Source organism: Silvimonas soli (assembly GCF_030035605.1).
In the GTDB taxonomy this organism is placed as follows: domain Bacteria; phylum Pseudomonadota; class Gammaproteobacteria; order Burkholderiales; family Chitinibacteraceae; genus Silvimonas; species Silvimonas soli.
In genome coordinates this window covers 1,615,753-1,637,350 of the sequence record NZ_CP106736.1, presented here as the reverse complement: position 1 = coordinate 1,637,350, position 21,598 = coordinate 1,615,753, and the positions used below count along the sequence as shown (strand labels likewise).

The 21,598-nt window shown below is 57.4% G+C and carries 19 protein-coding genes; 8 read left to right on the top strand and 11 right to left on the bottom strand.

Annotated elements, in window-relative coordinates:
• The first annotated feature begins 81 nt into the window (after positions 1-81).
• Positions 82-1,404 (top strand): deoxyguanosinetriphosphate triphosphohydrolase, encoded by a 1,323-nt coding sequence (locus N7220_RS07480; protein ID WP_283150832.1) that lies wholly within the window; start codon positions 82-84, stop codon positions 1,402-1,404.
• Between the two features lie 100 nt (positions 1,405-1,504).
• Entirely contained in the window at positions 1,505-1,786 is a 282-nt protein-coding gene (locus tag N7220_RS07475) for a hypothetical protein (protein WP_283150831.1), read from the top strand.
• A 45-nt stretch (positions 1,787-1,831) separates the two neighbouring features.
• On the opposite strand, the gene N7220_RS07470 is transcribed toward N7220_RS07475, so the two are convergent.
• On the bottom strand, positions 1,832-3,235 hold the full coding sequence (locus N7220_RS07470; RefSeq protein WP_283150830.1) for an ATP-binding protein: 1,404 nt from the start codon (positions 3,233-3,235) through the stop codon (positions 1,832-1,834).
• 3 nt (positions 3,236-3,238) lie between these two features.
• Positions 3,239-3,931 (bottom strand): response regulator transcription factor, encoded by a 693-nt coding sequence (locus N7220_RS07465; RefSeq protein ID WP_283151411.1) that lies wholly within the window; start codon positions 3,929-3,931, stop codon positions 3,239-3,241.
• A gap of 221 nt (positions 3,932-4,152) precedes the next feature.
• On the opposite strand from N7220_RS07465, the gene N7220_RS07460 reads away from it, so the two are divergent.
• Both N7220_RS07460 and N7220_RS07455 read left to right on the top strand, forming a co-directional pair.
• The gene (locus N7220_RS07460; protein WP_283150829.1) at positions 4,153-4,497 is read left to right on the top strand and encodes a hypothetical protein; all 345 of its coding nucleotides are present in this window, start codon (positions 4,153-4,155) and stop codon (positions 4,495-4,497) included.
• A gap of 148 nt (positions 4,498-4,645) precedes the next feature.
• Positions 4,646-5,149 (top strand): Spy/CpxP family protein refolding chaperone, encoded by a 504-nt coding sequence (locus N7220_RS07455; RefSeq protein WP_283150828.1) that lies wholly within the window; start codon positions 4,646-4,648, stop codon positions 5,147-5,149.
• Positions 5,150-5,231: 82 nt separating this feature from the next.
• Here N7220_RS07455 and N7220_RS07450 read toward each other — a convergent pair whose 3' ends face one another.
• The 9 genes from N7220_RS07450 to N7220_RS07410 all read right to left on the bottom strand — a co-directional run bounded on the left by N7220_RS07450 (position 5,232) and on the right by N7220_RS07410 (position 14,958).
• The gene (locus tag N7220_RS07450; protein ID WP_283150827.1) at positions 5,232-5,960 is read right to left on the bottom strand and encodes an amino acid ABC transporter ATP-binding protein; all 729 of its coding nucleotides are present in this window, start codon (positions 5,958-5,960) and stop codon (positions 5,232-5,234) included.
• Positions 5,957-6,625: an amino acid ABC transporter permease gene (locus N7220_RS07445; protein ID WP_283150826.1), complete on the bottom strand. Its 669-nt coding sequence runs from the start codon at positions 6,623-6,625 to the stop codon at positions 5,957-5,959. The genes N7220_RS07450 and N7220_RS07445 overlap by 4 nt, the downstream gene beginning before the upstream one ends.
• Position 6,626: 1 nt before the next feature.
• On the bottom strand, positions 6,627-7,373 hold the full coding sequence (locus tag N7220_RS07440; protein WP_283150825.1) for an amino acid ABC transporter permease: 747 nt from the start codon (positions 7,371-7,373) through the stop codon (positions 6,627-6,629).
• Between the two features lie 181 nt (positions 7,374-7,554).
• Positions 7,555-8,457: a glutamate/aspartate ABC transporter substrate-binding protein gene (locus N7220_RS07435; protein WP_283150824.1), complete on the bottom strand. Its 903-nt coding sequence runs from the start codon at positions 8,455-8,457 to the stop codon at positions 7,555-7,557.
• Positions 8,458-8,672: 215 nt separating this feature from the next.
• Positions 8,673-9,413, bottom strand: coding sequence for an amino acid ABC transporter ATP-binding protein (locus N7220_RS07430; RefSeq protein WP_283151410.1), 741 nt, complete (start codon positions 9,411-9,413; stop codon positions 8,673-8,675).
• 165 nt (positions 9,414-9,578) lie between these two features.
• Positions 9,579-10,385: a 16S rRNA (adenine(1518)-N(6)/adenine(1519)-N(6))-dimethyltransferase RsmA gene (gene rsmA / locus N7220_RS07425; RefSeq protein WP_283150823.1), complete on the bottom strand. Its 807-nt coding sequence runs from the start codon at positions 10,383-10,385 to the stop codon at positions 9,579-9,581.
• 109 nt (positions 10,386-10,494) lie between these two features.
• Positions 10,495-11,484, bottom strand: a complete 990-nt coding sequence (gene pdxA, locus N7220_RS07420) for a 4-hydroxythreonine-4-phosphate dehydrogenase PdxA (RefSeq protein ID WP_283150822.1) — start codon at positions 11,482-11,484, stop codon at positions 10,495-10,497.
• A 34-nt stretch (positions 11,485-11,518) separates the two neighbouring features.
• Complete coding sequence (locus N7220_RS07415) at positions 11,519-12,811, bottom strand: peptidylprolyl isomerase (protein ID WP_283150821.1); 1,293 nt, start codon at positions 12,809-12,811, stop codon at positions 11,519-11,521.
• 8 nt (positions 12,812-12,819) lie between these two features.
• A complete protein-coding gene (locus N7220_RS07410; RefSeq protein WP_283150820.1) occupies positions 12,820-14,958 on the bottom strand; it encodes an LPS-assembly protein LptD in 2,139 nt (712 codons plus the stop codon).
• A 95-nt stretch (positions 14,959-15,053) separates the two neighbouring features.
• Here N7220_RS07410 and N7220_RS07405 point away from each other — a divergent pair, with 95 nt between their 5' ends.
• The 4 genes from N7220_RS07405 to tkt all read left to right on the top strand — a co-directional run bounded on the left by N7220_RS07405 (position 15,054) and on the right by tkt (position 21,059).
• Entirely contained in the window at positions 15,054-16,085 is a 1,032-nt protein-coding gene (locus N7220_RS07405) for an aminoglycoside phosphotransferase family protein (protein ID WP_283150819.1), read from the top strand.
• 166 nt (positions 16,086-16,251) lie between these two features.
• Positions 16,252-16,941: an N-acetylmuramate alpha-1-phosphate uridylyltransferase MurU gene (gene murU, locus N7220_RS07400; protein WP_283150818.1), complete on the top strand. Its 690-nt coding sequence runs from the start codon at positions 16,252-16,254 to the stop codon at positions 16,939-16,941.
• Between the two features lie 92 nt (positions 16,942-17,033).
• A complete protein-coding gene (locus N7220_RS07395; RefSeq protein WP_283150817.1) occupies positions 17,034-18,746 on the top strand; it encodes a PHA/PHB synthase family protein in 1,713 nt (570 codons plus the stop codon).
• 309 nt (positions 18,747-19,055) lie between these two features.
• Positions 19,056-21,059, top strand: a complete 2,004-nt coding sequence (gene tkt / locus N7220_RS07390) for a transketolase (protein ID WP_283150816.1) — start codon at positions 19,056-19,058, stop codon at positions 21,057-21,059.
• Positions 21,060-21,598 lie beyond the last annotated feature (539 nt).

Genomic DNA, 21,598 nt, shown 5'->3' with positions numbered 1-21,598 from the left:
CGCGGTATGATGCCTTGCCGTTAGCGCTTGCCAGCGGCCCGTTTTTTGTTGCGTCAGTATAGTCACCGGATCGCCAAAATCATGATGGACTGGAATAGCTTGCTTAGTGCCGAACGTCTGGGCGCGCCGCGTAACGAAGCGCACGATGTCGAATCGTCGCGCAGCGACTTTCACAAAGATCACGACCGCATTGTGTTTTCGTCACCATTCCGGCGGCTTGGGCGCAAAACGCAGGTGCATCCGCTGACCGAAAATGATCACGTGCATACGCGGCTGACGCATTCGATTGAGGTTGGCTGCGTAGGCCGTAGCTTGGGTATTCTGGTGGGCGAAAAGTTGCAGGGCCGTTTGCCAGCGCACATCACGCCCTATGATCTGGGCGCGATTATCCAGGCTGCTTGCCTGGCGCACGACATTGGCAATCCGCCGTTTGGCCATGCCGGTGAATACGCGATTCGCGACTGGTTTCGCCGCGATGAACATGCCTACCTGCTGCAAAACCTGACTGCTGACGAACGCCGTGACCTGCAAACCTTTGAAGGTAACGCGCAAGGCTTTCGGGTGGTTACGCAACTGGAAAACCATCGCTTTGAAGGCGGCATGCGCCTGACCTTTGCCACGCTGGGCGCTACGCTCAAATATCCGTGGACCAGCGAATACGCCGGTGAAAAGGGCAAGTTCAGCTGTTATCAATCTGAACATCTACTGCTGGAACAAGTGGCTTCCGAGTTGGGGTTGCCACAACTTTCGCCGGGCAAATGGGGACGGCACCCATTGTCGTATCTGATGGAAGCGGCTGACGATATTTGCTACGCCATTCTTGATCTGGAAGACGGTATCGAGATTGGCATGCTGCCGTACGAGATCGTTGAACCGATCTTGCTGAAAATCTGCGGCGGCGATCATGAATTGCTGCAGCTGGAAGTCGCAGCGGCGCCATCAACCCGTCGCAAGATTTCGTTGTTGCGCGGCAAGGCAGTCGGGCGCTGCGTGGCCGAGGTGGCGGAGGCGTTCTTGCGCCAGTATCCACGCTTGATGGAAGGCAGTTATCAGGGCGATTTGCTCAATGATTGCCCGGCCAGCGTGCGCCAGGGCATTGCCGAATCCAAACAACTGGCGCGAGACCGTATTTTCAACGCCCGGCGCAAGGTGGAAATTGAGGTGGGGTCGTTCACTTGCCTGGATATCCTGCTTGATGCATTCTGCAACGCCGCTTACCAGCTCAAAGTTTCGCCGGAATTGCCTTTCAGGATGAAGCGCATTCTGGACCTGATGGAATACAATGCGCCGCGCAAAGAGTGGCCGATTTACCAGACCTATCGGCGCGTACTCGATTTTATCGGTGGAATGACCGACAACTACGCCACCTATCTGGCGCAACAAGTAGGCGGTATGGGCCGCTAATTTAACCGGTTTGCAATAACGGATTTGCAACAACAAATGGGCGCAGCCAGCCACTGGTTTGCGCCCGCAGAAAAGAATATTCAGGAAGATGAAGCAAAAAATGAAGTGGTCGTTGGGATTGATGGCTTTGCCACTGCTGGCAGCGCTGAATGGTTGTGCCGTGGTATCAGTAGGAGCCGCTGCGGTGAACGTGGCCACTACGGCAACCGGTATTGCCTGGGATGTGGGCAAGGCGGGTGTCGAAGGCACCGCCGCAGTCGGCGGCTGGGCTTACGACAAGGCCACAGCGCCTTCAGCCACACCTGCTCCTGTGCAACACGCCGGGCTAACCGCCGCCCCGACAACGGCTACCGCGCAGGTCCAGACACAGCCACTGCAATAAAGAATGCGCGTGATGGATTCGTCCCGCAGCCGGAACGAATCCACGCTACGCCGCCTCGGTCAGCCCTGACATCAACGGCAACCGGATAGAGATCATCAGGCCACCCTGGGCACGGTTGGTGGCCTTGATGGTGCCGCCGTGAGCTTGTACCGCACGCTGGGCAATCGCCAGCCCCAAACCATAGCCCGGTTGGCGGTTTTCACCATCCAGTTGCACAAACGGCTGGAACATCAATTCCAGTTGTTCTTCCGGCGCACCGGGGCCCTGATCGGTCACACTGATTTCCAGCGTTTTGCCGCCATCTGCCAGTTGTACATCCAGGTCTACGCGTTGCCCTGGCCGCGAATATTTGAGCGCATTGCGCACCACGTTTTCCACCGCCCGATACATCGGCTCGGCTCGGCCACTCAAAATGGCCTCCTGGTTAGCTAGCGCCGGGTCGATACCCAGACCGATCTGGATTCCGGCGTTTTCGGCTTCAAAGCGGGCATCGTCGACAATTGCATCCAGCAGTTCAATCATGTCGAAGTAGTGATCCGGGTCAGCCTGCCCAGCGGCTTCCAGCCGCGAGAGCGTAAGTAGCTCTCCCACCAACTCATCCAGGCGTTTCGATTCACGCTCGATCCGATCCAGGCTGGTCATCATGTTGTCGGGTTGTTTGCGGGCCAGACCTACCGCTACTTGCAGGCGCGCCAGCGGTGAGCGTAGCTCGTGCGACACGTCATGCAATAGCTGGCGCTGGGAGTGGACCAACTGTTTGAGGCGCTCGGCCATGCGGTCAAAGTCGTGGCCCAAGTCGGCAATTTCGTCACGCCGTCGGCCCATGCGCGGAGCGATACGCTCATCCAGATCGCCATTGGCAACTCGATCAAACGCGCGTTGCAACAGCCGGATAGGGCGGGTGAGGTACCACGCCAGCAGGGCGCTGAAAATCAGGCTACCAAATGCACCCAGCCACAGCATTTGCGGCGGCAACCATTGTCGTTGTGGCGTGCGCCGGACCATGTTTTCGTCAAACACGGCAAACACCAGCAGATGTTGCTGCTGCGGCGTCACCACCTGGATTACGCTGGGCGTGCTTTGATCGGGTTCGCCAGCGCTGGCGGGTCTGTTGTTGTGGACATACTGGCGCGCCATGCTGAGCGCATTGGCGGGAACCGGGCGGCCCAGCGCGTCTTTGTCGTCGTCGCCCACTGCCAGGATATTGGTCTTGGCAAAGCGCGGCCAGTAAGCGGAGACCTCGGTTAACGCATTGACGCCGCCATAGCGCAGCACGCTGGCGGCCGAAGTGGTCAGGACCGACAACCGCGGATTGGTGGCCAGTGCGTCCTGCACCACGGCGCGTTGTTCATCGTAAATGGCAAAAACGGCGGCCACACCAAAGAACACGCAAATCAGCGTGAGCCAGAAGCCGATCAGAATCTTCCAGAATAAACGTCCTTTAGGCATCGCTTACTCCGTCAGCCATTGATAACCAATGCCGCGCACGGTCTGGATGGGCGTGCGGCCATCGGCGTAATTGCCCAGCTTCTGGCGCAGGTTACTCATGTGGACGTCCACGCTGCGGTCATAGCGGGTAAACGGGCGGCCTAGCGCTTGCTCGCACAATTCGTTCTTGTTGAGCACTTTGCCTTGTGCCCGCAACAGCATCTCTAACAGGTTGAATTCGGAGCTGGTCAGATCAAGCGGCTCGCCGTTCCATTCGGCCCGCCGATATGCCGGATTCAGTTGTAACGGGCCGGAAACCAGTGGCACGACCGGATCGTCTTCTGTGGTTTCGGTATTGCCGGTGCGGCGCAAGATGGCGCGCAGGCGAGCCACCAGTTCACGCGGCTGGCAGGGTTTGGGCACGTAATCATCGGCACCCAGTTCCAGCCCGATAATGCGGTCAATGTCATCGCCCTTGGCGGTCAGCATGATCACCGGAATGCGGCTTTTCTCGCGGATTTGCCGCAGCGTTTCAATTCCGCCCATGCGCGGCATCATGACATCCAGCACCATGATCCCGTACTTGCCCGACAATGCGGCGGCAACGCCCGCTTCGCCATCGTGCACGGCATCGGCCTCATAGCCTTCGGTGCCGAGGTATTCAGCCAGCATGGCGCAGAGTTCGGTGTCGTCATCCACCAGCAGAATTCGCATGATGCTTCCTTTGCTTATATTCATTTTCGCGTGATCCGGTTCACATCTTCGCTGATTTAGCGGGGATTAACCAAGTAAAGGGCGGTTGCTTTACGCAATCTTTGCACTTCGATAACCCACCTTTACCAAAGGGCCGAGCATAGTGGAATCACGCCAAACGACCAAGGCAACGCAGAACAGCGCCAGGTTGTTTGTCCTGTAAAACCACTTTTCTGGAGATCACCATGTTGAAGATCAAATACCTGATTGGCATCGCCGCCGCCGCAATCGGTCTGAGCGCCGGTTCCGCCATGGCCAGCCCGCACGTATCGGTCAGTATCGGACTGGGGCTGCCTGTAGCCGTAGCGCCGGTGGTGGTAGCCCCCGCCCCGGTTTACTACGCACCTCGCCCGGTGGTAGCCCCGGTCTATTACGTTCCGCCACGTCCGGTTTATCGCCCGTATGTTGTGCAACCGCGCCCGGTTTATTATCGTCCGGCTCCTCCGGCACATTGGGGTGGTCGCCCGGATCACGGTGACTGGCACGACGGTCGTGGTGACCACGGCAATCGTCCGCAATGGCGTGGTTGATACCGCTGGCAATGCCCTGATACGAAACTTTACTTTGTCTTTTCAATCGATTAACACCGCTTAACACAGGGTCACCGGATAATGTAACCATCGCCGGTTGACCCCGCCGGAACCCGATAACCACAAGTCATATGCAAAGGAGTGAACCATGTTCAAGACTCGAAACCTGATTGCCGCCGTTGTCGCTACCGTTGCGATGGGCACGCTGGTCACCAGCGCATTTGCTGACGATGCACCGACTCAGCCGCCAGCAGAGCACATGCACAAAGGCCCGCACGGCCCGCATGATGGCTGGATGATGTTCAAAGACCTGAATCTGACCGACGCCCAGAAAGCGCAGATCAAGCAACTGATGCAAGCCAACCGCTCGGCCATGCAGCAACAAATGCAAGGTATGAAGGCCAGCCATGATCAGGAGCAGGCGCTGCTGTTCTCCAGCGATTACAGCGATGCCAAGGCAGATCAACTGGTCCAGACCGATGCGCAGCAAATGGTGGCCGGTCGTGCGGCACGGCTGAAGTTCCAGCATCAGTTGTATGCCGTGCTGACGCCAGCCCAGCAGCAGCAACTGCAAGCCAAGATGAAAGAGCGTGAAGCCAAGTGGGCGCAGCATCGCGCTGACCACGCCAAACCGGGCGACGCTCAGGAGTAATGTATTGGTGTGATTGTGTTGGGTAAATAAAAAGCCACGACTGAAGTCGTGGCTTTTTCTATGCGGCCGATGCTGCGGTGTATCAGTGCTGCAGAATCTTCGACAAAAACGCCTGCGCCCGTTCCGAACGCGGGCTGCCAAAGAACTCTTCTTTTTTGGCATCTTCGATGATCTGGCCACGATCCATAAAGATGACGCGATTTGCCACTTTCTTGGCAAAGCCCATTTCGTGGGTCACGCACATCATGGTCATGCCTTCTTTGGCGAGTTCCACCATCACATCCAGCACTTCGTTGATCATTTCCGGATCAAGCGCGGAGGTTGGCTCGTCAAACAGCATGGCGATCGGGTCCATGGCCAGCGCGCGCGCAATGGCCACACGCTGTTGCTGACCGCCAGACAATTGGCCCGGGTGCTTGGCGGCTTGCGCTTTCAGGCCGACGCGATCCAGCAGTTTCATGCCTTTTTCCAGTGCTTCGTCTTTGCCGCGGCCGAGTACCTTCATCTGCGCAATGGTCAGGTTGTCGGCAATGGTCAGATGCGGAAACAGTTCAAAGTTCTGGAACACCATGCCGATACGGCTGCGCAGCTTGGGCAGATTGGTTTTGGCATCGCCTACCGAGGTGCCTTCCACCGTGATAGTGCCTTGCTGGAATGGCTCCAGCCCGTTAACGCACTTGATCAGCGTGGATTTACCCGAGCCCGAGGGCCCGCACACCACCACCACTTCGCCTTTCTCAACCTGCGTGCTGCAATCGGTCAGCACCTGGAATTCGCCATACCACTTGCTGATGTTGTTGATGGAAATCATACGGTCATCCTTTTTTGCAGATGCTTCACCAGGCGGGAGGCACCGAAGCTGATCACGAAATACACCACACCGGCCAGCAGGATGTACTGCTGCAATTCACCCGTGATGTTGCCTTTGGAGTAGGCGACGTTAAAGAAGTCGAGCACACCGACCGCGTAGACCAGCGATGTATCCTGAAACAGGATGATCGACTGTTGCAGCAGCAGCGGCGTCATTTTGCGAAACGCTTGCGGCAGCACCACCAGACGCATGGCCTGGCCGTAGGGCATGCCCAGCGCATAGGCAGCGTTGATCTGGCCGCGCGAAACCGCCTGAATGCCGGCCCGCACGATCTCGGCGTAATACGCGGCCTCGAACATGGTGAACGCCACGAGGCAAGACACAAAAGCGCCGATAGGGTGGTTGGCGCCAGTGACCCAGCCAATGATCAGCGGCACGGCAAAGTAGAACCACGAGATCACCATCAGCAATGGGATCGAACGGAAGTAAGTAACGTAGAACCCGCCCAGCGAACTGAGAAACTTGTTGCTCGACAGTCGCGCCAGCGCCAGCAGTGTACCCAGCACCATGCCGCCGACAACTGCCATCAGCAACATCTGCAGTGTGATTTTCATGCCGTCCCACAAGCCGGGCAGCGATCCGGAAAGATCAGAAAAATGCAGCATGTTATTTGCCTCCCAGCGCAATCAGGCCCGGTACACGCAGGCGTTTTTCCACCCAGCGCATGAACAGCATCAGTCCGATGTTCACCACAAAGTAGATCAAGGTGCCGACGGTATAGGCTTCAAACTGGTTGGCGGTAAAGTCCACCGTCTGCTTGGTTTGCGCCAGCAGTTCCGGCAAAGCCACCAATGACGCCACCGACGAGTTCTTGATGATGTTCAGAAACTCGGAGGTCAATGGCGGAATGATGATGCGAAACGCCTGTGGCACCACCACATTGCGATAAACCTGCGGCAGGCTCAGTCCAAGCGCCAGTGCTGCATTGGTCTGGCCCTTGGGCAATGCTTGAATGCCGGTACGCACTTGCTCGCAGACCCGCGCCGCAGTGAACAGGCCCAGACACACGGTGACCGTGATAAAGGCGTTCATGATGGGCGAGATATCTTGCTTGAGCCAGTTGCCTATGCTCTCGGGCAGCCAATCCGGTATGACGTAGTACCAGATAAACAATTGCACCAGCAACGGCACGTTGCGGAACAAGTCGACGTAAGCGCCGGCAATGCGCGGCAATATTTTGCCCGGCAAAGTGCGCATTACGCCCAGGATGGTGCCCAGCACCAGCGCGATAATCCAGGCCGCCAGCGCCAGACCCAGGGTCATCTCCAAGCCGGCAATAAACCAGTTCAGATAGATTTCCGAGCCTACCCCGGTGGGCTTGAAAAACACGCCCCAATCCCAGTGGTAATTCATGTTATTCCCCCTGACAGCAGCAATGGCAAAGCACAAGCCAGCATGGCGCCCAAGATCAACTCCGGCGGGCGTGGCATAGCTCTTGTGGTACCCGGGGTGAGCGGGTACTTGCTGTGTGCGTTGGTTTCTTTATGACAAAAAAGGGGGCGCTTTGCCCCCTTTTGTTCGGGACGACCGCGGTTTACATCTGTTCCGCAGATTTATCCGTCGGATTGGCGATCAGTTGCTTGAGCTCGTCGCTCATCGGGAAATTCAGGTTCAGATTCTTTGGTGGAATCGGTTGCTGGAACCACTTGGTGTACATCTTGTTGACATCGCCGGATTTGAAGGTGGCTTTGATTGCATCGTCCACAACCTTCTTGAACTGCGGATCTTCCTTGCGCATCGAGCAACCGTAGATTTCGTACGATTGCGATTTGCCGGTAATAGTCCAGTCGCCCGGGCTCTTGGCCTTGGCCATTTCACCGGCCAGCAAAGCGTCATCCATCATGAAGGCAACAGCGCGACCCGATTCAAGCATCAGGAAAGACTCGCCGTGATCCTTGGCGCTGATGATGTTCATGTTCATTTTCTTGTCGGCGTTCATGGCCTTGATCAGGCGCTCGGACGTTGTGCCGGCAGTGGTCACCACGTTCTTGCCTGCCAGGTCAGAGAAGTCCTTGATGCCGGATTTCTTGCTGGTCAGCAAACGGGTGCCGATTTCAAAAATGCCCACCGAGAAAGCCACTTGCTTCTGGCGCTCGACGTTGTTGGTGGTGGAGCCACATTCAAAGTCGACGGTGCCATTAGTGACCAGCGGAATACGAGTCTGCGAGGTCACCAGGTTGTAGCGCACATTCAGGTTGGGCATGTTCAGCGTCTTTTTGACGTTGTCCACAATCTTGCCAGCCAGATCCATCGAGTAGCCGATCGGTTTTTGCTGGTTGTCGTAATAAGCAAACGGAATGGACGAATCACGCACGCCCACTACGATTTCACCACTTTCCTTCACCTTTTTCAGGGTGCCGGTCAGTTCTTCGGCGTGGGCGGCGGTCATGCTACAAAGGGCGGCAAGAGCCAGTGCGGCGGGCACAAGTTTGAACATTTTATTCTCCACGAGCTGTGATGGGCATGACGGCAGTATAGGGATGCAGCGTTTCAAACGCCCTTAGTGATATCCCTGAATTGCCGGGGTTGTTCAAAGCAGTTTCAGATTCAGTTTCATGCTGTCTGAATAATGACGCAAGTTGCGGATTTTACTAATAAAAAACAAAGGGGCCGACATTTTTGCCGGCCCCGTCGGGGTGCGTTTAATGCACCTTAACCGTGCATTGGCGCCAGAATCTGCCGCAAAAACTGCCGGGTCCGCTCATGCTGCGGGTGATGGAAGAACTCTTCTGGTGCAGCTTCTTCCAGCATTTCGCCGTGATCCAGAAAAATAACGCGGTCGGCTACTTCACGGGCAAAGCCCATTTCATGGGTTACCACCATCATGGTCATGCCCGTACCGGCCAGACCCTGCATTACTTTTAGCACTTCGCCGATCATTTCCGGGTCTAGCGCCGAAGTTGGCTCATCGAACAACATGACTTTGGGTTGCATGGCCAGGCCGCGCGCAATGGCGACGCGTTGTTGCTGGCCACCCGACAACTGGGCCGGATAAGCATCGCGTTTGTGCGCCAGGCCAACGCGCTCCAGCAGTTCCATGGCGCGTGCGTTGGCATCAACGTGGCTCATCTTGCGTACGCGAATCGGCGCGAGCGTGATGTTTTCCAGTACTGATAAATGCGGGTAAAGATTGAAGTGCTGAAAGACAAAACCAACCTCTTCGCGCAGGCGATTGATATTGGTTTTCGGGTTGTTTGCCTGGATGCCATCGACCCAGATTTCGCCATCGTTAATGGCTTCGAGCTGGTTGATAGTGCGAATCAACGTGGATTTGCCCGAACCGGACGGCCCGCACACCACCACAACCTCGCCGGTTTTGACTTCAAGGCTGATGTTTTTGAGCACATGGTGCTCACGGCCATACCATTTATTGACCTGATTGAAGCGGATCATGGCGGCGGTTTCTGCGTTCATTGCGTATGCCCGATGGGGTTGGTTTGGCCCCTGCCAGTGGGGCCAGAGCGATGAGTTCTGGCACAGCGAATGGCGGGGACGCTTACAGGATGTGCTGCACCGAATTTACGGTAATTCGCAAAATTTGACCACGGCAAGTTGTGCTTATCCGCCAATGGCCCGCTTCTGCGCAAACATCCAGTTGGCCAGCCGCACGTACTGTTCGACCGTAATCTGTTCCGGACGCATGCCCGCATCAATATCCACGCCTGCCAGTTCGGCATCGTCCACCACGCCCCGCAAGTTGTTGCGCAGGGTTTTGCGGCGGGCAGCGAAAGACTTGAGCACCAGTTTTTCCAGTGTCGGCATATCGTCCACCGGCCACGGCGGCGTTGGCCACGGGATCAGCCGGATGACGGCCGAATCAACCTTGGGCGGCGGATAGAATGCGCCCGGCGGCACATCCAGCATGTGTTCGGTAGCAAAACGCACCTGCAACATGATCGACAACCGCCCGTAATCGGCCGTGCCCGGTTCAGCGGCGATGCGGTCAACCACTTCTTTTTGCAACATGAAATGCATGTCGGCAATAGACGAGCCGAACTCCGCCAGATGGAACAACAGCGGGGTCGAGATGTTGTACGGCAGATTGCCCGCCAGCCGGATGCGGCTGCCCGGCGCAATGTGTGCGGCCAGCGCGCCGAAATCAAACTTGAGCGCATCTTCGTTATGAATGGTCAGTTGTTCCGGTTTGAAGCGCTGCACCAGGTGGGTGACGATATCGCGGTCAATCTCCACCACGTGCAGATGCCCAACCCGCGCCATTAGCGGCTCGGTCAGCGCAGCCAGACCTGGCCCGATTTCGACCAGCGGCTCGCCCGGTTGCGGGTTGATGCAGGCAACGATGTCGTAAATCACGCCCTGGTCTTGCAGGAAGTTCTGCCCAAAACGTTTGCGGGGAATGTGGCCCATGCGATGTGCTTTCTGGATAACCAGTTCTAAAAATGGAAAATCGCCATGTCAGTGTTCAAGCACTGGCTGGCGATACTGTATAGGGTGCCGGGGCGGTTGATAATCGGGATTAACCGTGAGCGGCATTGGCCAGATTAATGGCCAGTTCTGTGGCAGCAATCAGGCTGCCCGCGTCGGCGCGCCCGGTGCCAGCCAGATCCAGCGCCGTACCATGATCGACCGACGTGCGAATGATCGGCAAGCCGAGCGTGACATTGATGCCCGCGCCAAAGCTGGCAAATTTGAGCACCGGCAAGCCTTGATCGTGGTACATCGCCAGAACCGCGTCACCGCGTTCCAGCTGTGCCGGATTAAACAGCGTGTCGGCGGGCAGCGGCCCGATCAGCGTCATGCCCTGTGCGCGCAGTTTATCCAGCGTCGGGATAATGACGTCAATTTCTTCCCGCCCCAGATGGCCGGATTCACCCGCATGCGGGTTCAAACCCGCGACCAGAATGCGAGGATTGGCCAGACCAAACTTGTGTTTGAGATCCGAGTGCAGAATCTCTAGCGTTTCAGTCAGGCTGTCTTCGGTGATGGCGGCGGCCACATCTTTGAGTGGCAGATGGGTGGTTGCCAACGCTACGCGCAAATTGGCACCGGTCAGCATCATCACCACGCGCTGCGTATGGGTGCGCTCGGCCAGGTATTCGGTGTGCCCGTAAAAGAACTTGCCGGACTGGCTGGCCACGCCATCGTTGATCACGCCTTTGTGCAAAGGCGCGGTGACGACCGCCGCAAACTCACCGGTCATGCAACCATCGGTGGCGATGTCGAGCATATCCAGTACGTACTGGGCGTTGGCGGTGTTCAACTGGCCTGCCACAGCGGGCTGAGCCAGCGGCACATGCAGTAGCGAGACAGCAGCCGTGGTATCTCGTTGGTAATCGGGCCACTCGGCTTGGCTGCCGCTGCACGCAGCGCGCTCACGCAGCAAAGCACGGTCGCCCAGCAGAACCAGTTGCGCTGGCAGAGCGGCATCCGCCAGCGCAGCCAGTAGCTCCGGGCCGATACCGGCCGGTTCGCCACTGGTGACTGAAATGCGGGGCAGAGCGCTCATGACTGGTCCTTGATGCGTTGCAACGCCGACTGGCTTATTCGTCTTTCAGGCGCAGATCAACGTAGGCGGTATCACGCAACTGACGTGCCCAGCTTTCGTACTGGTCGTCGGCCTTGCGCTGGCGCAGTTCATTACGTACGCCAAAGCGCTCGCGATCTTGCGTCACGTCTTGCTGGCGGCGATCCAGTACCTGGATCAAGTGAAAACCAAACTGCGTTTGCACCGGCTGGCTGACGTCACCAATCTTCAGTGCGTCCATGGCATGTTCAAACTCAGGCACGGTTTCGCCCGGATTCATCCAGCCCAGATCGCCACCCTTGGCTGCGCTGCCGTCTTCCGAAAAGGCGCGAGCCATTTCTTCAAACTTGGTGCCATGGTCGATACGGTCACGAATCTGGATCAACTTGGCTTTGGCTTCAGCTTCGGAAACCAGTTCGCTCGGACGAATTAGAATGTGCCGCACGTGAGTTTGCTGAACCATTTGCTGGCTGTCTTGCTTGCGCACTTCCATCAGCTTGACCAGTTCAAAACCGGCCGGGCTGCGGATGATGTCGGTCAGCTGACCCGGCTGCATTTGTTGCAGCAGATCAACCATTTGCTGCGGCAAGCTGCCAGCAGCGTACCAACCCAGTTGACCACCTTCGGTTGCGTCTTTGGCGGTGGAGTACTGTGCCGCCACGGTACCGAAATCCTTGCCATCACTAATGGCCTGGCGAGCTGCCACAATCTTGGCGCGACGGGCTTGTACTTCATCCGGCGTGGCGTTTTCCGGCACTGCAACTTGCACGTGCGCCAGACGGTAATCCATCTGCTGCTTGTTGGCATTGAGCTTCAGGTATTCATCGACTTCGGCATCGGTCACGACCACGCGGTTGTCGACTTCACGCTGGCGCAAGCGCTGCAGGGTCATTTCAGTGCGGATCTGTTTGCGGAACTCAGGCCAGGTAATGCCCTGGCCGGTGAGCGCATCGCGAAATTGCGGCACGGTCATTTTGTTTTGCTTGGCCAGCGCAGTGGTGGCTTGATCCAGCTGCGCATCGTCCACTTTCAAGCCGGTAGATGCAGCGAACTGCAGTTGCACGTCTTCGTTGATCATGCGTTCGAGCACCTGACGTTGCAGCACGTCCATCGGTGGTTCGGCGATTTTCTGGGACTTGAGGTTCTGGCGGACCTGGGCGACGCGGGCCGCCAGTTCATTCGCGGTAATGACTTCGCGATTGACCACGGCCACGATGCGGTCGACAGTCTGGACGTCGGCGCCCTGAGACACTGGCGCCGCAATGGTGGTAACCAGGGCAGCGAGCGCAAAAATGGAACGGAGCTTCATAAAGTCGATCACTTGTTAGGGCTAAAGATGTCGGTGTAGCCAGGAATGGCTGTGCGCAAGGCGCTAAGAGGATTTGTCCCCAAACCACCGAGTGCACCAAGTTGCAGCAGGAAGTAGAACGTGTTGCTGGTGCCACCGTCACTGGTTACGTAACGTTGGGCGGCAAGACGCAATGCCCAGCAGCCCGCATTGTATTCAACGCCGGCCAGTGTATCCAGAAAACGGTTGGTATCGGACGGGATCAGCGAATAATTCACATGGCCCACACCATACCAGCCCGCGCCCAGCGGCCATTGACCGGAGAAGTCCACTTGCTTGGTCAGCGGCGAGGTGTAGGTGCTGTAGATGTAGCGCATGTTGAAGACCTTGGCGTCGTCCGGTCGCCAGGTCAGGTTGAAGGCATTGTAAGAGGTGGTGCGATCCTGCAGGTTGTACTGGATTTCGTATGAAGCATTGAGCTTGCGCAGGACTTCGCCACCCAGTGAAACCAGCAAATCGGACTTGCTGGTGTTCGGAATCGTGCTGCTATCCAGCGAAACTTGCGGGCTCTTGAAATAGAAACGCTGGCCGATGGTTGCGTTCAGCCGTTCGATACCAGTGTCAGACTCAAACAGGCGCGAAGTTAGCGCGACGGTGATCTGGTTGGCATCGTTGATGCGGTCGTTACCGGTGTAGCGGTTTTCCGAGAACATCTGCGAATACGAGAAATCGGTCTGGGCCGAGTCAAAGTTAGGCAGGCCTGACTGATTGCGATACGGGATATACAAGTAATAAGCGCGCGGTTCCAGCGTTTGCGTATAGCTGTCGCCCTTGTAGTCCAGGTCGCGTTCAAACACCAGACCCGAATCCAGACTCATGATCGGCAACACGCGGCTTTCGCTGCCCTCGCTGTTGCCATTGGCCGCGGTCAGATTGTATTCAGTGGCATGCACGCCGATCTTTGGCGTGATAAAGCTGTACGACGTCAGGAACGGCACTGACACGCTGGGGTAAACCCAGGTGCGGTAGCCATTGGTTTCAGTCGGATGCGTGAAATTGGTGAATTCCGCTTGCACGTTTGTTTGTATGCGACCGTCCAGATAGGTCGGCGCAGTGTTAAACGTGATTTGCGGAGATAGCGCGTACGGAATCGCAATCGGATTGGTGACGCTTTGCAGTGTCTGGTAATGCAGCCAGTTCATCGAACTGGACCAGCCGTCGCCGGTGTAAGTCAGTACACCCTGGCGGGGCAGGCTGGTTTGCGAAGCGACAGCCGCGCGATCGCCAAAATCGTTGAAGTAGTTGTCGTCCGAGACCTTCTGGATATCCAGGGTCAAGTGCAAGCGGTCGGTCAGCGTCTGCGAATGCTTGAAAAAGATATCGTAGCGGGTCATGTCCGCTTCTTTGTCTTGCAGCACATCCCCACGGATCGAGCCAAAGTATGACGGCTCCAGATACCGGAATTCACCACCCATCATCAGCCCGCGATCGCTGAGGTAGCGCGGGTAAATGGTGGCGTCCATGTTCGGCGCGATGTTCCAGTAGAACGGAAGCGTCAGGTCCAGGCCGTTGCGGTTGTTCACCGCCAACGCTGGCACCAGGAAACCGGTCTGCCGGTTGTTATTGAGCGGGAAGTTCATCCACGGCATGTACAGGATGGGCACACCGTAGAAGTCGATCCAGGCGTTGGTGGCTTCGCCTTTTTCCACGTTGTAATCAAGCCACATATTCTTGGCGTTGAGATACCAGCTGTTATTGTCGACCGGGCAGGTCGTAAAGCGGCCTTGCTGGAAGTGATATTGCTTGTCACCTTCAAACAGCAAGGTCACCGCATTGCCGCGGCCAAGGCCTTGGGCGATCTGGTAATCCGGGTCAGTCAGCGTACCTGTTTTGCGATCCAGGAAATAATCCAGCTCGTGACCGGTCATCACGTCGCCTTCTTTTTCCAGCCGCACATTGTCACCAGCCAGCAAATGCTGGTTCGACTGGTCGTAGGTCGCCCAGTCGGCGTAATAGTCTTCGACGCCTTTGGTCATGTGCACATTGCCAGTGGCTTTGGCGGTGTCGGGCTGCTGGCCTTCGATGTGATCTGCCTCAATCGAGACCGGCACATCCTCGGTTTGCGCCTCCTCGGCCGCGTGCGAAAGCGCGCTTATCAGCGCGAACATCAAAACTGTGCAACGAAAGGGAGGAGTGGCGAGCATGCGGGCCGGGGCGACGTGCTGATAGAATTGGCGGATTCTACCGCAATGCAGTGAGTCTCATGCAGCAAACCGTTCACATTCCCGCCCCAGGCAGCCCCGAGCGCGGCGATCAGATCAGGCAATGGCTGACTTCGGTCACCATTGCGCCACCCCAAACCCTGCAACCAGGCGGCTCCGACGCTAGTGTTCGCGTCTATTGGCGTGCGCAATGGCCCGATCGCAGCCTGATGGTGATGGACGCCGACCCACAGCAATTCAATGCGCAGCCATTTTTGGCAATCCAGCAACAGCTGTCCGCCGCCGGTGTACGTGTGCCACAGGTCATTGCGCACGATGCGCAACTTGGGCTGACGCTGCTGGAAGACCTGGGCGACGTGATGCTCTCGGAGTTACTGACCGATGAACGCACCGCCAAAGCCTGGTATCTGAAGGCGATTGATACCCTGGTCCACATCCAGAAAAACACCTCGGCCGAGCAGTTGCCAGCGTTTGATGGCGCATTTTTGCGTCGCGAAATGGAAATTGGCCGCGAGTGGTATCTGGGCAAACATCTGGGCGTCGAACTCAAAGACAAAGACCTGGCGACTTGGGAGCGTTCGATTGCCCTGATCGTGGCGCAATGCCTGGCGCAACCGACTGGCTTCATGTTGCGTGACTATCACTCGCGCAATCTGATGGTCAAAGACGACGAGTTGTACGTGATTGACTTCCAGGACGCTGTGAATGGTCCGCTGTGCTACGACGTGGTCAGCCTGTTCCGCGATGCCTACGTCGAGTGGGATGAAGCCTTTGCACTCGATCTGGTCATCCGCTACTGGGAAAAGGCGCGCTCCGCAGGAATTCCAGTCAACGACGATTTTGGCGACTTCTACCGTGCCTTCGAATGGCAAGGCTTGCAGCGTCATATCAAGGTACTGGGATTGTTTGCGCGCTTGCATCATCGCGATGGCAAAGACCGTTATCTGGCCGATATCCCACGTGTGCTGGGCTATATGCGCAAGGTTTGCCAGCGTTATTCGGAACTCACCGGCCTGTATCGCATTTTGCTGAATGCGCAGGGTGAGCAGGTCGAAAGCGGTTTTACCTTCTGACGAACTGAACGGCCGGGTGCGACGGTGCAGCGTGCGTGTTTATGCGCGCCATTCGCGCCGGGCGCCGTCCTGTTTTTTTGCTTCCTTTTAAAAAACGACGGTATTGAACGCGTTCGCACGTTAAAACGTGCAAACCCTACCTATTCCATTCTTCAGCGAGCATCCCATGCGAGCAATGATTCTGGCCGCCGGCCGTGGCGAACGCATGCGTCCGCTGACTGATACCTGCCCCAAGCCATTACTGGAAGTCGGCGGCAAGCCGCTGATTGTATGGCATCTGGAAAAACTGGCCGCTGCGGGCATCCGTGAGGTGGTCATTAACCACGCATGGTTGGGACAACTGATTGAGCAACGGCTGGGCGATGGCAGCGCTTGGGGTATGCGGATCAGTTATTCGCCAGAAACCACGGCGCTGGAAACCGCCGGTGGTATTGCCCATGCCTTGCCCTTGCTGGGTGATGCGCCGTTTCTGGTGATTAATGGCGATATCTTTACCGACTATGACTTCGCCCAGCTGGTTGCCGTGGCCCAGCGCATGCAGCAAGCGCCACAACAATTGGGACATCTGGTGCTGATGCCCAAAGCCAGCTACCCCACTGGTCGTGATCTGGCGATGGACGCCGATGGCTATGCCAAAGCCAGCGAGGCCGGCGACGAGCCGATGACCTACGCCGGGCTGGCGGTCTACACGCCGGCCTTTTTGCGCGATGTTCCAGCCAATCAACCGTCGCCGTTGTTGCCGCATTTTCTGCGGGCGATGGCACAACGTCAGCTCACCGCCGAGCGCTTTACCGGGCAATGGCTGGATGTCGGTACTACTGAACGCCTGGCTGCAGCCAATCAGCTGGTGGCGTAACAAGCCAACTAATCGCATGCCTGCCGGGCGGCGTTGAGTTTTGGTGCGCTGCAACGTAAGCTGGTCTGATCGGTTATCTGCCGGAGCCACTCATGACCAACCGTTCCTTGCTACAAGAACAGACCGCCCGCCTGACCGAACTGCAGCGCAATCTGCGCCAGGCATTTGACCCGTTCGGCTTACTGGCGACTACCTTCAAGGCGCAGCAGGCCTGGTTGACGCATCCTGCCGAGCTATCCAGTGCCTTGGCGTTCTGGGCGGACGATGCCCGGCATTGGGGCGACTACACCTGGCAGCGGTTCCTGGGACAGCCGGTTAGCGATATTTTTGCGCCAAACCCGGAAGACACCCGCTTTACCGCCGCGGAATGGGTTGAGTCGCCGTTTTGGGACGGCTTGAAAGAGTGGTATCTGTTCAACACCCGCTGGCTGCAAGACTCCCTGTTTGCCACGCCGGGCTTGAGCCAGGACGAGCGTAATCGCTCCGCGTTCTGGCTGCGGCAGTGGCTCAATGCCGTTGCCCCCAATAACTATTTCTTCCTGAACCCGGTTGCCATGGCCCGGGCGCTGGAAACGCGTGGTGAGTCCCTGCAAAAAGGGCTGGAGAATCTGGCGCGCGATGCGCAGCGCGGCGAGATTTCCATGACCGATCCGGATGCTTTCAAAGTGGGTGAAAACCTGGCGTTGACGCCGGGCGCCGTGGTGCATCGCGGGCCGTTGCTGGAAGTGATCCACTACGATGCGGTGACGCCAGATGTGTACAAAGTGCCGCTGGTCATCATTCCGCCGTGGATCAACAAGTATTACGTGCTGGATCTGGATGCCAAAAAGAGCATGGTCAAATATCTGACCGAGCAAGGTTTTTCGGTGTTCATTGCCAGTTGGGTCAATCCGGGCGCGGATGCGGCCGAGGTCGGTTTTGATGAATACCTGAGCGAAGGGATTGATCAGATTGTTGAAGTGGCCAGGTCGATTTCTGGCAGCGAAACAGTCAACCTCACCGGTTACTGCATTGGCGGCACGCTGGTGGCAACTTATCTGGCATGGCTGGCCAAACGCGGCGAGGCGGGCAAGATTGCCAGTTCCACCTTGCTGACCTCGCTCACGGATTTCTCCAAACCCGGCGATATCGATATCTTTCTGGATGAACAAGGCCTGGCGTTTGTCGAGCGCACCATCGCGCAGAAGGGCTACCTGGATGGGCGCGAGATGGCGTCCAGCTTCAGGATGCTGCGGCCGAACAGCCTGGTGTGGAACTACTGGGTCAGCAACTATCTGCTGGGCGAAACACCCATGGCGTTCGACGTGTTGTACTGGAACATGGACACCACGCGCATGCCGCAGAAAATGCATTGCTACTATCTGCGTGAGTTCTACTTTCATAACAAATTGATCCAGCCGGATGCGCTGACCATCGCCGGTGAGCCGATTGATCTGTCGCGTATCGAAACGCCATTGTTTATGGTGTCTACCGAGGAAGACCACATTGCCCCCTGGCAGCAAACCTGGAGCCTGACGCGCGTCGCCAAAGGTCCGCTGACGTTTACGTTATCCAGTTCCGGGCACATTCTGGGCATCGTTAACCCGCCAGTGCCGACCTCGAAACGCAGTTTTCGCCAAGGTTCGGTGACTCGTGGTGAGGAAACCGACGACTGGCATGGTCGCCAGGAAAAGGTGGCCGGATCGTGGTGGCCGTCGTGGGCGCAATGGTTGCAACCCTTTAGCGGCAACCGGGTCAAACCGAAGCTTTCCAACCGGCAATACCCGAAAATCATGGCAGCGCCGGGGCAATACGTGCTCGATTGAGTGCTGGCGCGTTTTAGCAAACGGCAGTGCCTGGCACTGCCGGTTTTATTTGTGTTCGGCAGACGGATAGGCCGGATTTGGCCGTTCCGTTTAAAACGTAACGAGATTTGCTCTCGCTACGGGTTGTCCCCAGGGCTATGACTCGGGGATAATGTCGGCCAGTGCGAAGGCGCGGCCCTGAAGTCGCCAACAAAACCGCTTTGACCAGACCGTCTGGATAGAGCGATTTTGTGGACGACTTTGCGCCGTACCATCTCTGTTTCCCACACTTCGAACCACGTTTCGAATAATTTCGAGAGGATTTCTCATATGGCAACGCGTGCCGATCTCGCCAATGCCATCCGCGCCCTGGCGATGGATGCAGTTCAAAAAGCCAACTCCGGTCACCCCGGCATGCCGATGGGCATGGCAGAAATCGCGCTGGCTTTGTGGGGCGAAGGTAACTACCACCACAACCCGCAAAACCCGCATTGGGCTAACCGCGATCGCTTCATCCTCTCCAACGGCCACGGCTCCATGCTGCAGTACGCGCTGCTGCATCTGACCGGTTACAACCTGCCGATCGAACAACTCAAGCAATTCCGTCAGCTGCACAGCCAGACTCCGGGCCATCCGGAATACGGCTACACCGAAGGGATTGAAACCACCACTGGCCCGCTGGGTCAGGGTATCGCCAATGCAGTGGGTTTTGCGCTGGCTGAAAAACTATTGGGTCAAGAATTCAACCGCCCGGGTTTTGACATCGTTGATCACCGTACCTGGGTATTCCTGGGCGACGGTTGCATGATGGAAGGCGTCAGTCACGAAGCGTGTGCTCTGGCCGCAACATGGGGCCTGAACAAGCTCGTCGCGTTCTGGGACGACAACGGCATTTCCATCGACGGTCACACCGACAAGTGGTTCACCGAAGATATCCCCGGCCGCTTTGAAGCCTACGGCTGGCACGTGATTCGCCCAATCGACGGCCACAATGTGGACGCCGTGCTGGCCGCAATCGAAGAAGCCAAGGCTGAAACCCAACGCCCAACCCTGATCTGCTGCAAGACCGTGATCGGCAAGGGCTCGCCTAACAAAGCTGATAGCCACGACAGCCACGGCTCGCCGCTGGGTGATGCAGAAATCGCCGCGACTCGCGCTGCGATTGGCTGGAACCACGGCCCGTTCGAAATCCCTGCTGACGTGTACGCCGGTTGGGACAAGAAAGCCGCTGGCGAGAAGTGGGAATCGGCATGGAACAGCCTGTACCGCGAATACAGCAAGACTCACCCGGAACTGGCTGCAGAGTTCGAGCGCCGCAACGCGCATCGTCTGCCGGCTGACTGGGCGCAAGTGGTGAAGACCGCCGTGGCTGAAGCCAACAGCAAGGCTGAAACCATTGCAACGCGTAAAGCTTCGCAAAACGCACTGAACGCCTACACCCCGTCGCTGCCAGAATTCCTGGCTGGCTCGGCTGACTTGACTGGTTCCAACCTGACTAACGTCAAGACCAGCGTGACGCTGACTCGTGAAGCCGACAATTCGTTGTCCGGTAACTACATCAGCTATGGTGTGCGCGAATTCGGTATGAGCGCGATCATGAACGGTATCTTGCTGCACGGCGGCTATCGTCCATACGGCGCGACCTTCCTGATGTTCAGCGAATACGCACGCAATGCGTTGCGTATGGCCGCACTGATGAAGATCCCGCAACTGTTCGTGTTTACGCATGATTCGATCGGCGTGGGCGAAGATGGCCCGACGCACCAACCGGTTGAGCAAACATCGACCCTGCGTTACATCCCGAACATGAACGTATGGCGTCCGGCCGATACCGTGGAAAGCATGGTGGCGTGGGCTCACGCAATCGAAGAAACCAAGACACCTTCGACGCTGATCTTCACCCGTCAGAACCTGCAATTCCAGGCTCGTAACGACGAACAGATCGCCAATATCAACAAGGGCGGTTACGTCCTGCGCGATGCGGCTAACCCGAAGGTTGTGATCATTGCTACCGGTTCGGAACTCGATCTGGCGGTGAAGGCTCACGAAGCGCTGGCTGCTGAAGGCATCGCATCGCGCGTTGTTTCCATGCCATCGACCAACGTGTTCGACAAGCAAGACAAGGCTTACCAGGCTAGCGTGCTGCCAGCTGGCGTGCCGCGTCTGGCCATCGAAGTGGGTGTGTCCGACTTCTGGCGCAAGTACGTTGGCCTGGAAGGCGACGTGCTGGGTATGGATCGCTTTGGCGAATCCGCACCGGCTCCGCTGCTGTTCAAGGAGTTCGGCTTCACCGTCGAGAACGCAGTGGCCAAGGCCAAGGCAATCATCAAGTAAATGGCGGTCTGCCGGGTTTTATCCCGGTAGCGTCATCAGCAACGGGCACCTGCGGGTGCCCGTTTTGTTTGCCCCAGACGTTTATACTGACGCCCGTGAAGCCTTCCCCACCCTCATCCCGTTATTTGCTGCTGGCGCTGATCATCTCGCTAGCTGCACACGGCTGCCTGTTGCTGTGGCGCGGAGTGATGGCGCGGCACATTGCAGTACCGGAGCAATTGACGGTGAGTTTGCGGCAGTCTTCGGTGACAACGGGTCAGAGTTCTGCGATGGCGCCAGCGCAGAACCTTTCCGCAGCAAAATCGGCCGCTGACCCCGCAGTATCTAGTCCCCAAATAAATAAATCCGGCCCCAGCCTGAACCCCCCAGTTCAACAGACCGCGCCGCACGCCCGTCCTTTATCTCGTAGCCCGGATGAAGCGAAGCGAGAATCCGGGGTTGCCACCTCGAAGCAGACCGCAATGCAGGCGATGGCAACAGCCTCGGCATCGCCCAATACGATATCGACAGCGAATTCTCCTCAAAGCCGCGCCGCCGCT

Bases quoted from the DNA above. Each gene is read 5' to 3' on its own strand.
- N7220_RS07435 (WP_283150824.1), bottom strand. From the start codon at position 8,457: ATGTTCAAACTTGTGCCCGCCGCACTGGCTCTTGCCGCCCTTTGTAGC.
- N7220_RS07470 (WP_283150830.1), bottom strand. From the start codon at position 3,235: ATGCCTAAAGGACGTTTATTCTGGAAGATTCTGATCGGCTTCTGGCTC.
- N7220_RS07455 (WP_283150828.1), top strand. From the start codon at position 4,646: ATGTTCAAGACTCGAAACCTGATTGCCGCCGTTGTCGCTACCGTTGCG.
- tkt (WP_283150816.1), top strand. From the start codon at position 19,056: ATGGCAACGCGTGCCGATCTCGCCAATGCCATCCGCGCCCTGGCGATG.
- N7220_RS07460 (WP_283150829.1), top strand. From the start codon at position 4,153: ATGTTGAAGATCAAATACCTGATTGGCATCGCCGCCGCCGCAATCGGT.
- N7220_RS07430 (WP_283151410.1), bottom strand. From the start codon at position 9,413: ATGATCCGCTTCAATCAGGTCAATAAATGGTATGGCCGTGAGCACCAT.
- pdxA (WP_283150822.1), bottom strand. From the start codon at position 11,484: ATGAGCGCTCTGCCCCGCATTTCAGTCACCAGTGGCGAACCGGCCGGT.
- N7220_RS07405 (WP_283150819.1), top strand. From the start codon at position 15,054: ATGCAGCAAACCGTTCACATTCCCGCCCCAGGCAGCCCCGAGCGCGGC.
- N7220_RS07440 (WP_283150825.1), bottom strand. From the start codon at position 7,373: ATGAATTACCACTGGGATTGGGGCGTGTTTTTCAAGCCCACCGGGGTA.
- rsmA (WP_283150823.1), bottom strand. From the start codon at position 10,385: ATGGGCCACATTCCCCGCAAACGTTTTGGGCAGAACTTCCTGCAAGAC.
- N7220_RS07450 (WP_283150827.1), bottom strand. From the start codon at position 5,960: ATGATTTCCATCAACAACATCAGCAAGTGGTATGGCGAATTCCAGGTG.
- N7220_RS07480 (WP_283150832.1), top strand. From the start codon at position 82: ATGATGGACTGGAATAGCTTGCTTAGTGCCGAACGTCTGGGCGCGCCG.
- N7220_RS07410 (WP_283150820.1), bottom strand. From the start codon at position 14,958: ATGTTCGCGCTGATAAGCGCGCTTTCGCACGCGGCCGAGGAGGCGCAA.
- N7220_RS07475 (WP_283150831.1), top strand. From the start codon at position 1,505: ATGAAGTGGTCGTTGGGATTGATGGCTTTGCCACTGCTGGCAGCGCTG.
- N7220_RS07395 (WP_283150817.1), top strand. From the start codon at position 17,034: ATGACCAACCGTTCCTTGCTACAAGAACAGACCGCCCGCCTGACCGAA.
- N7220_RS07445 (WP_283150826.1), bottom strand. From the start codon at position 6,625: ATGCTGCATTTTTCTGATCTTTCCGGATCGCTGCCCGGCTTGTGGGAC.
- N7220_RS07415 (WP_283150821.1), bottom strand. From the start codon at position 12,811: ATGAAGCTCCGTTCCATTTTTGCGCTCGCTGCCCTGGTTACCACCATT.
- murU (WP_283150818.1), top strand. From the start codon at position 16,252: ATGCGAGCAATGATTCTGGCCGCCGGCCGTGGCGAACGCATGCGTCCG.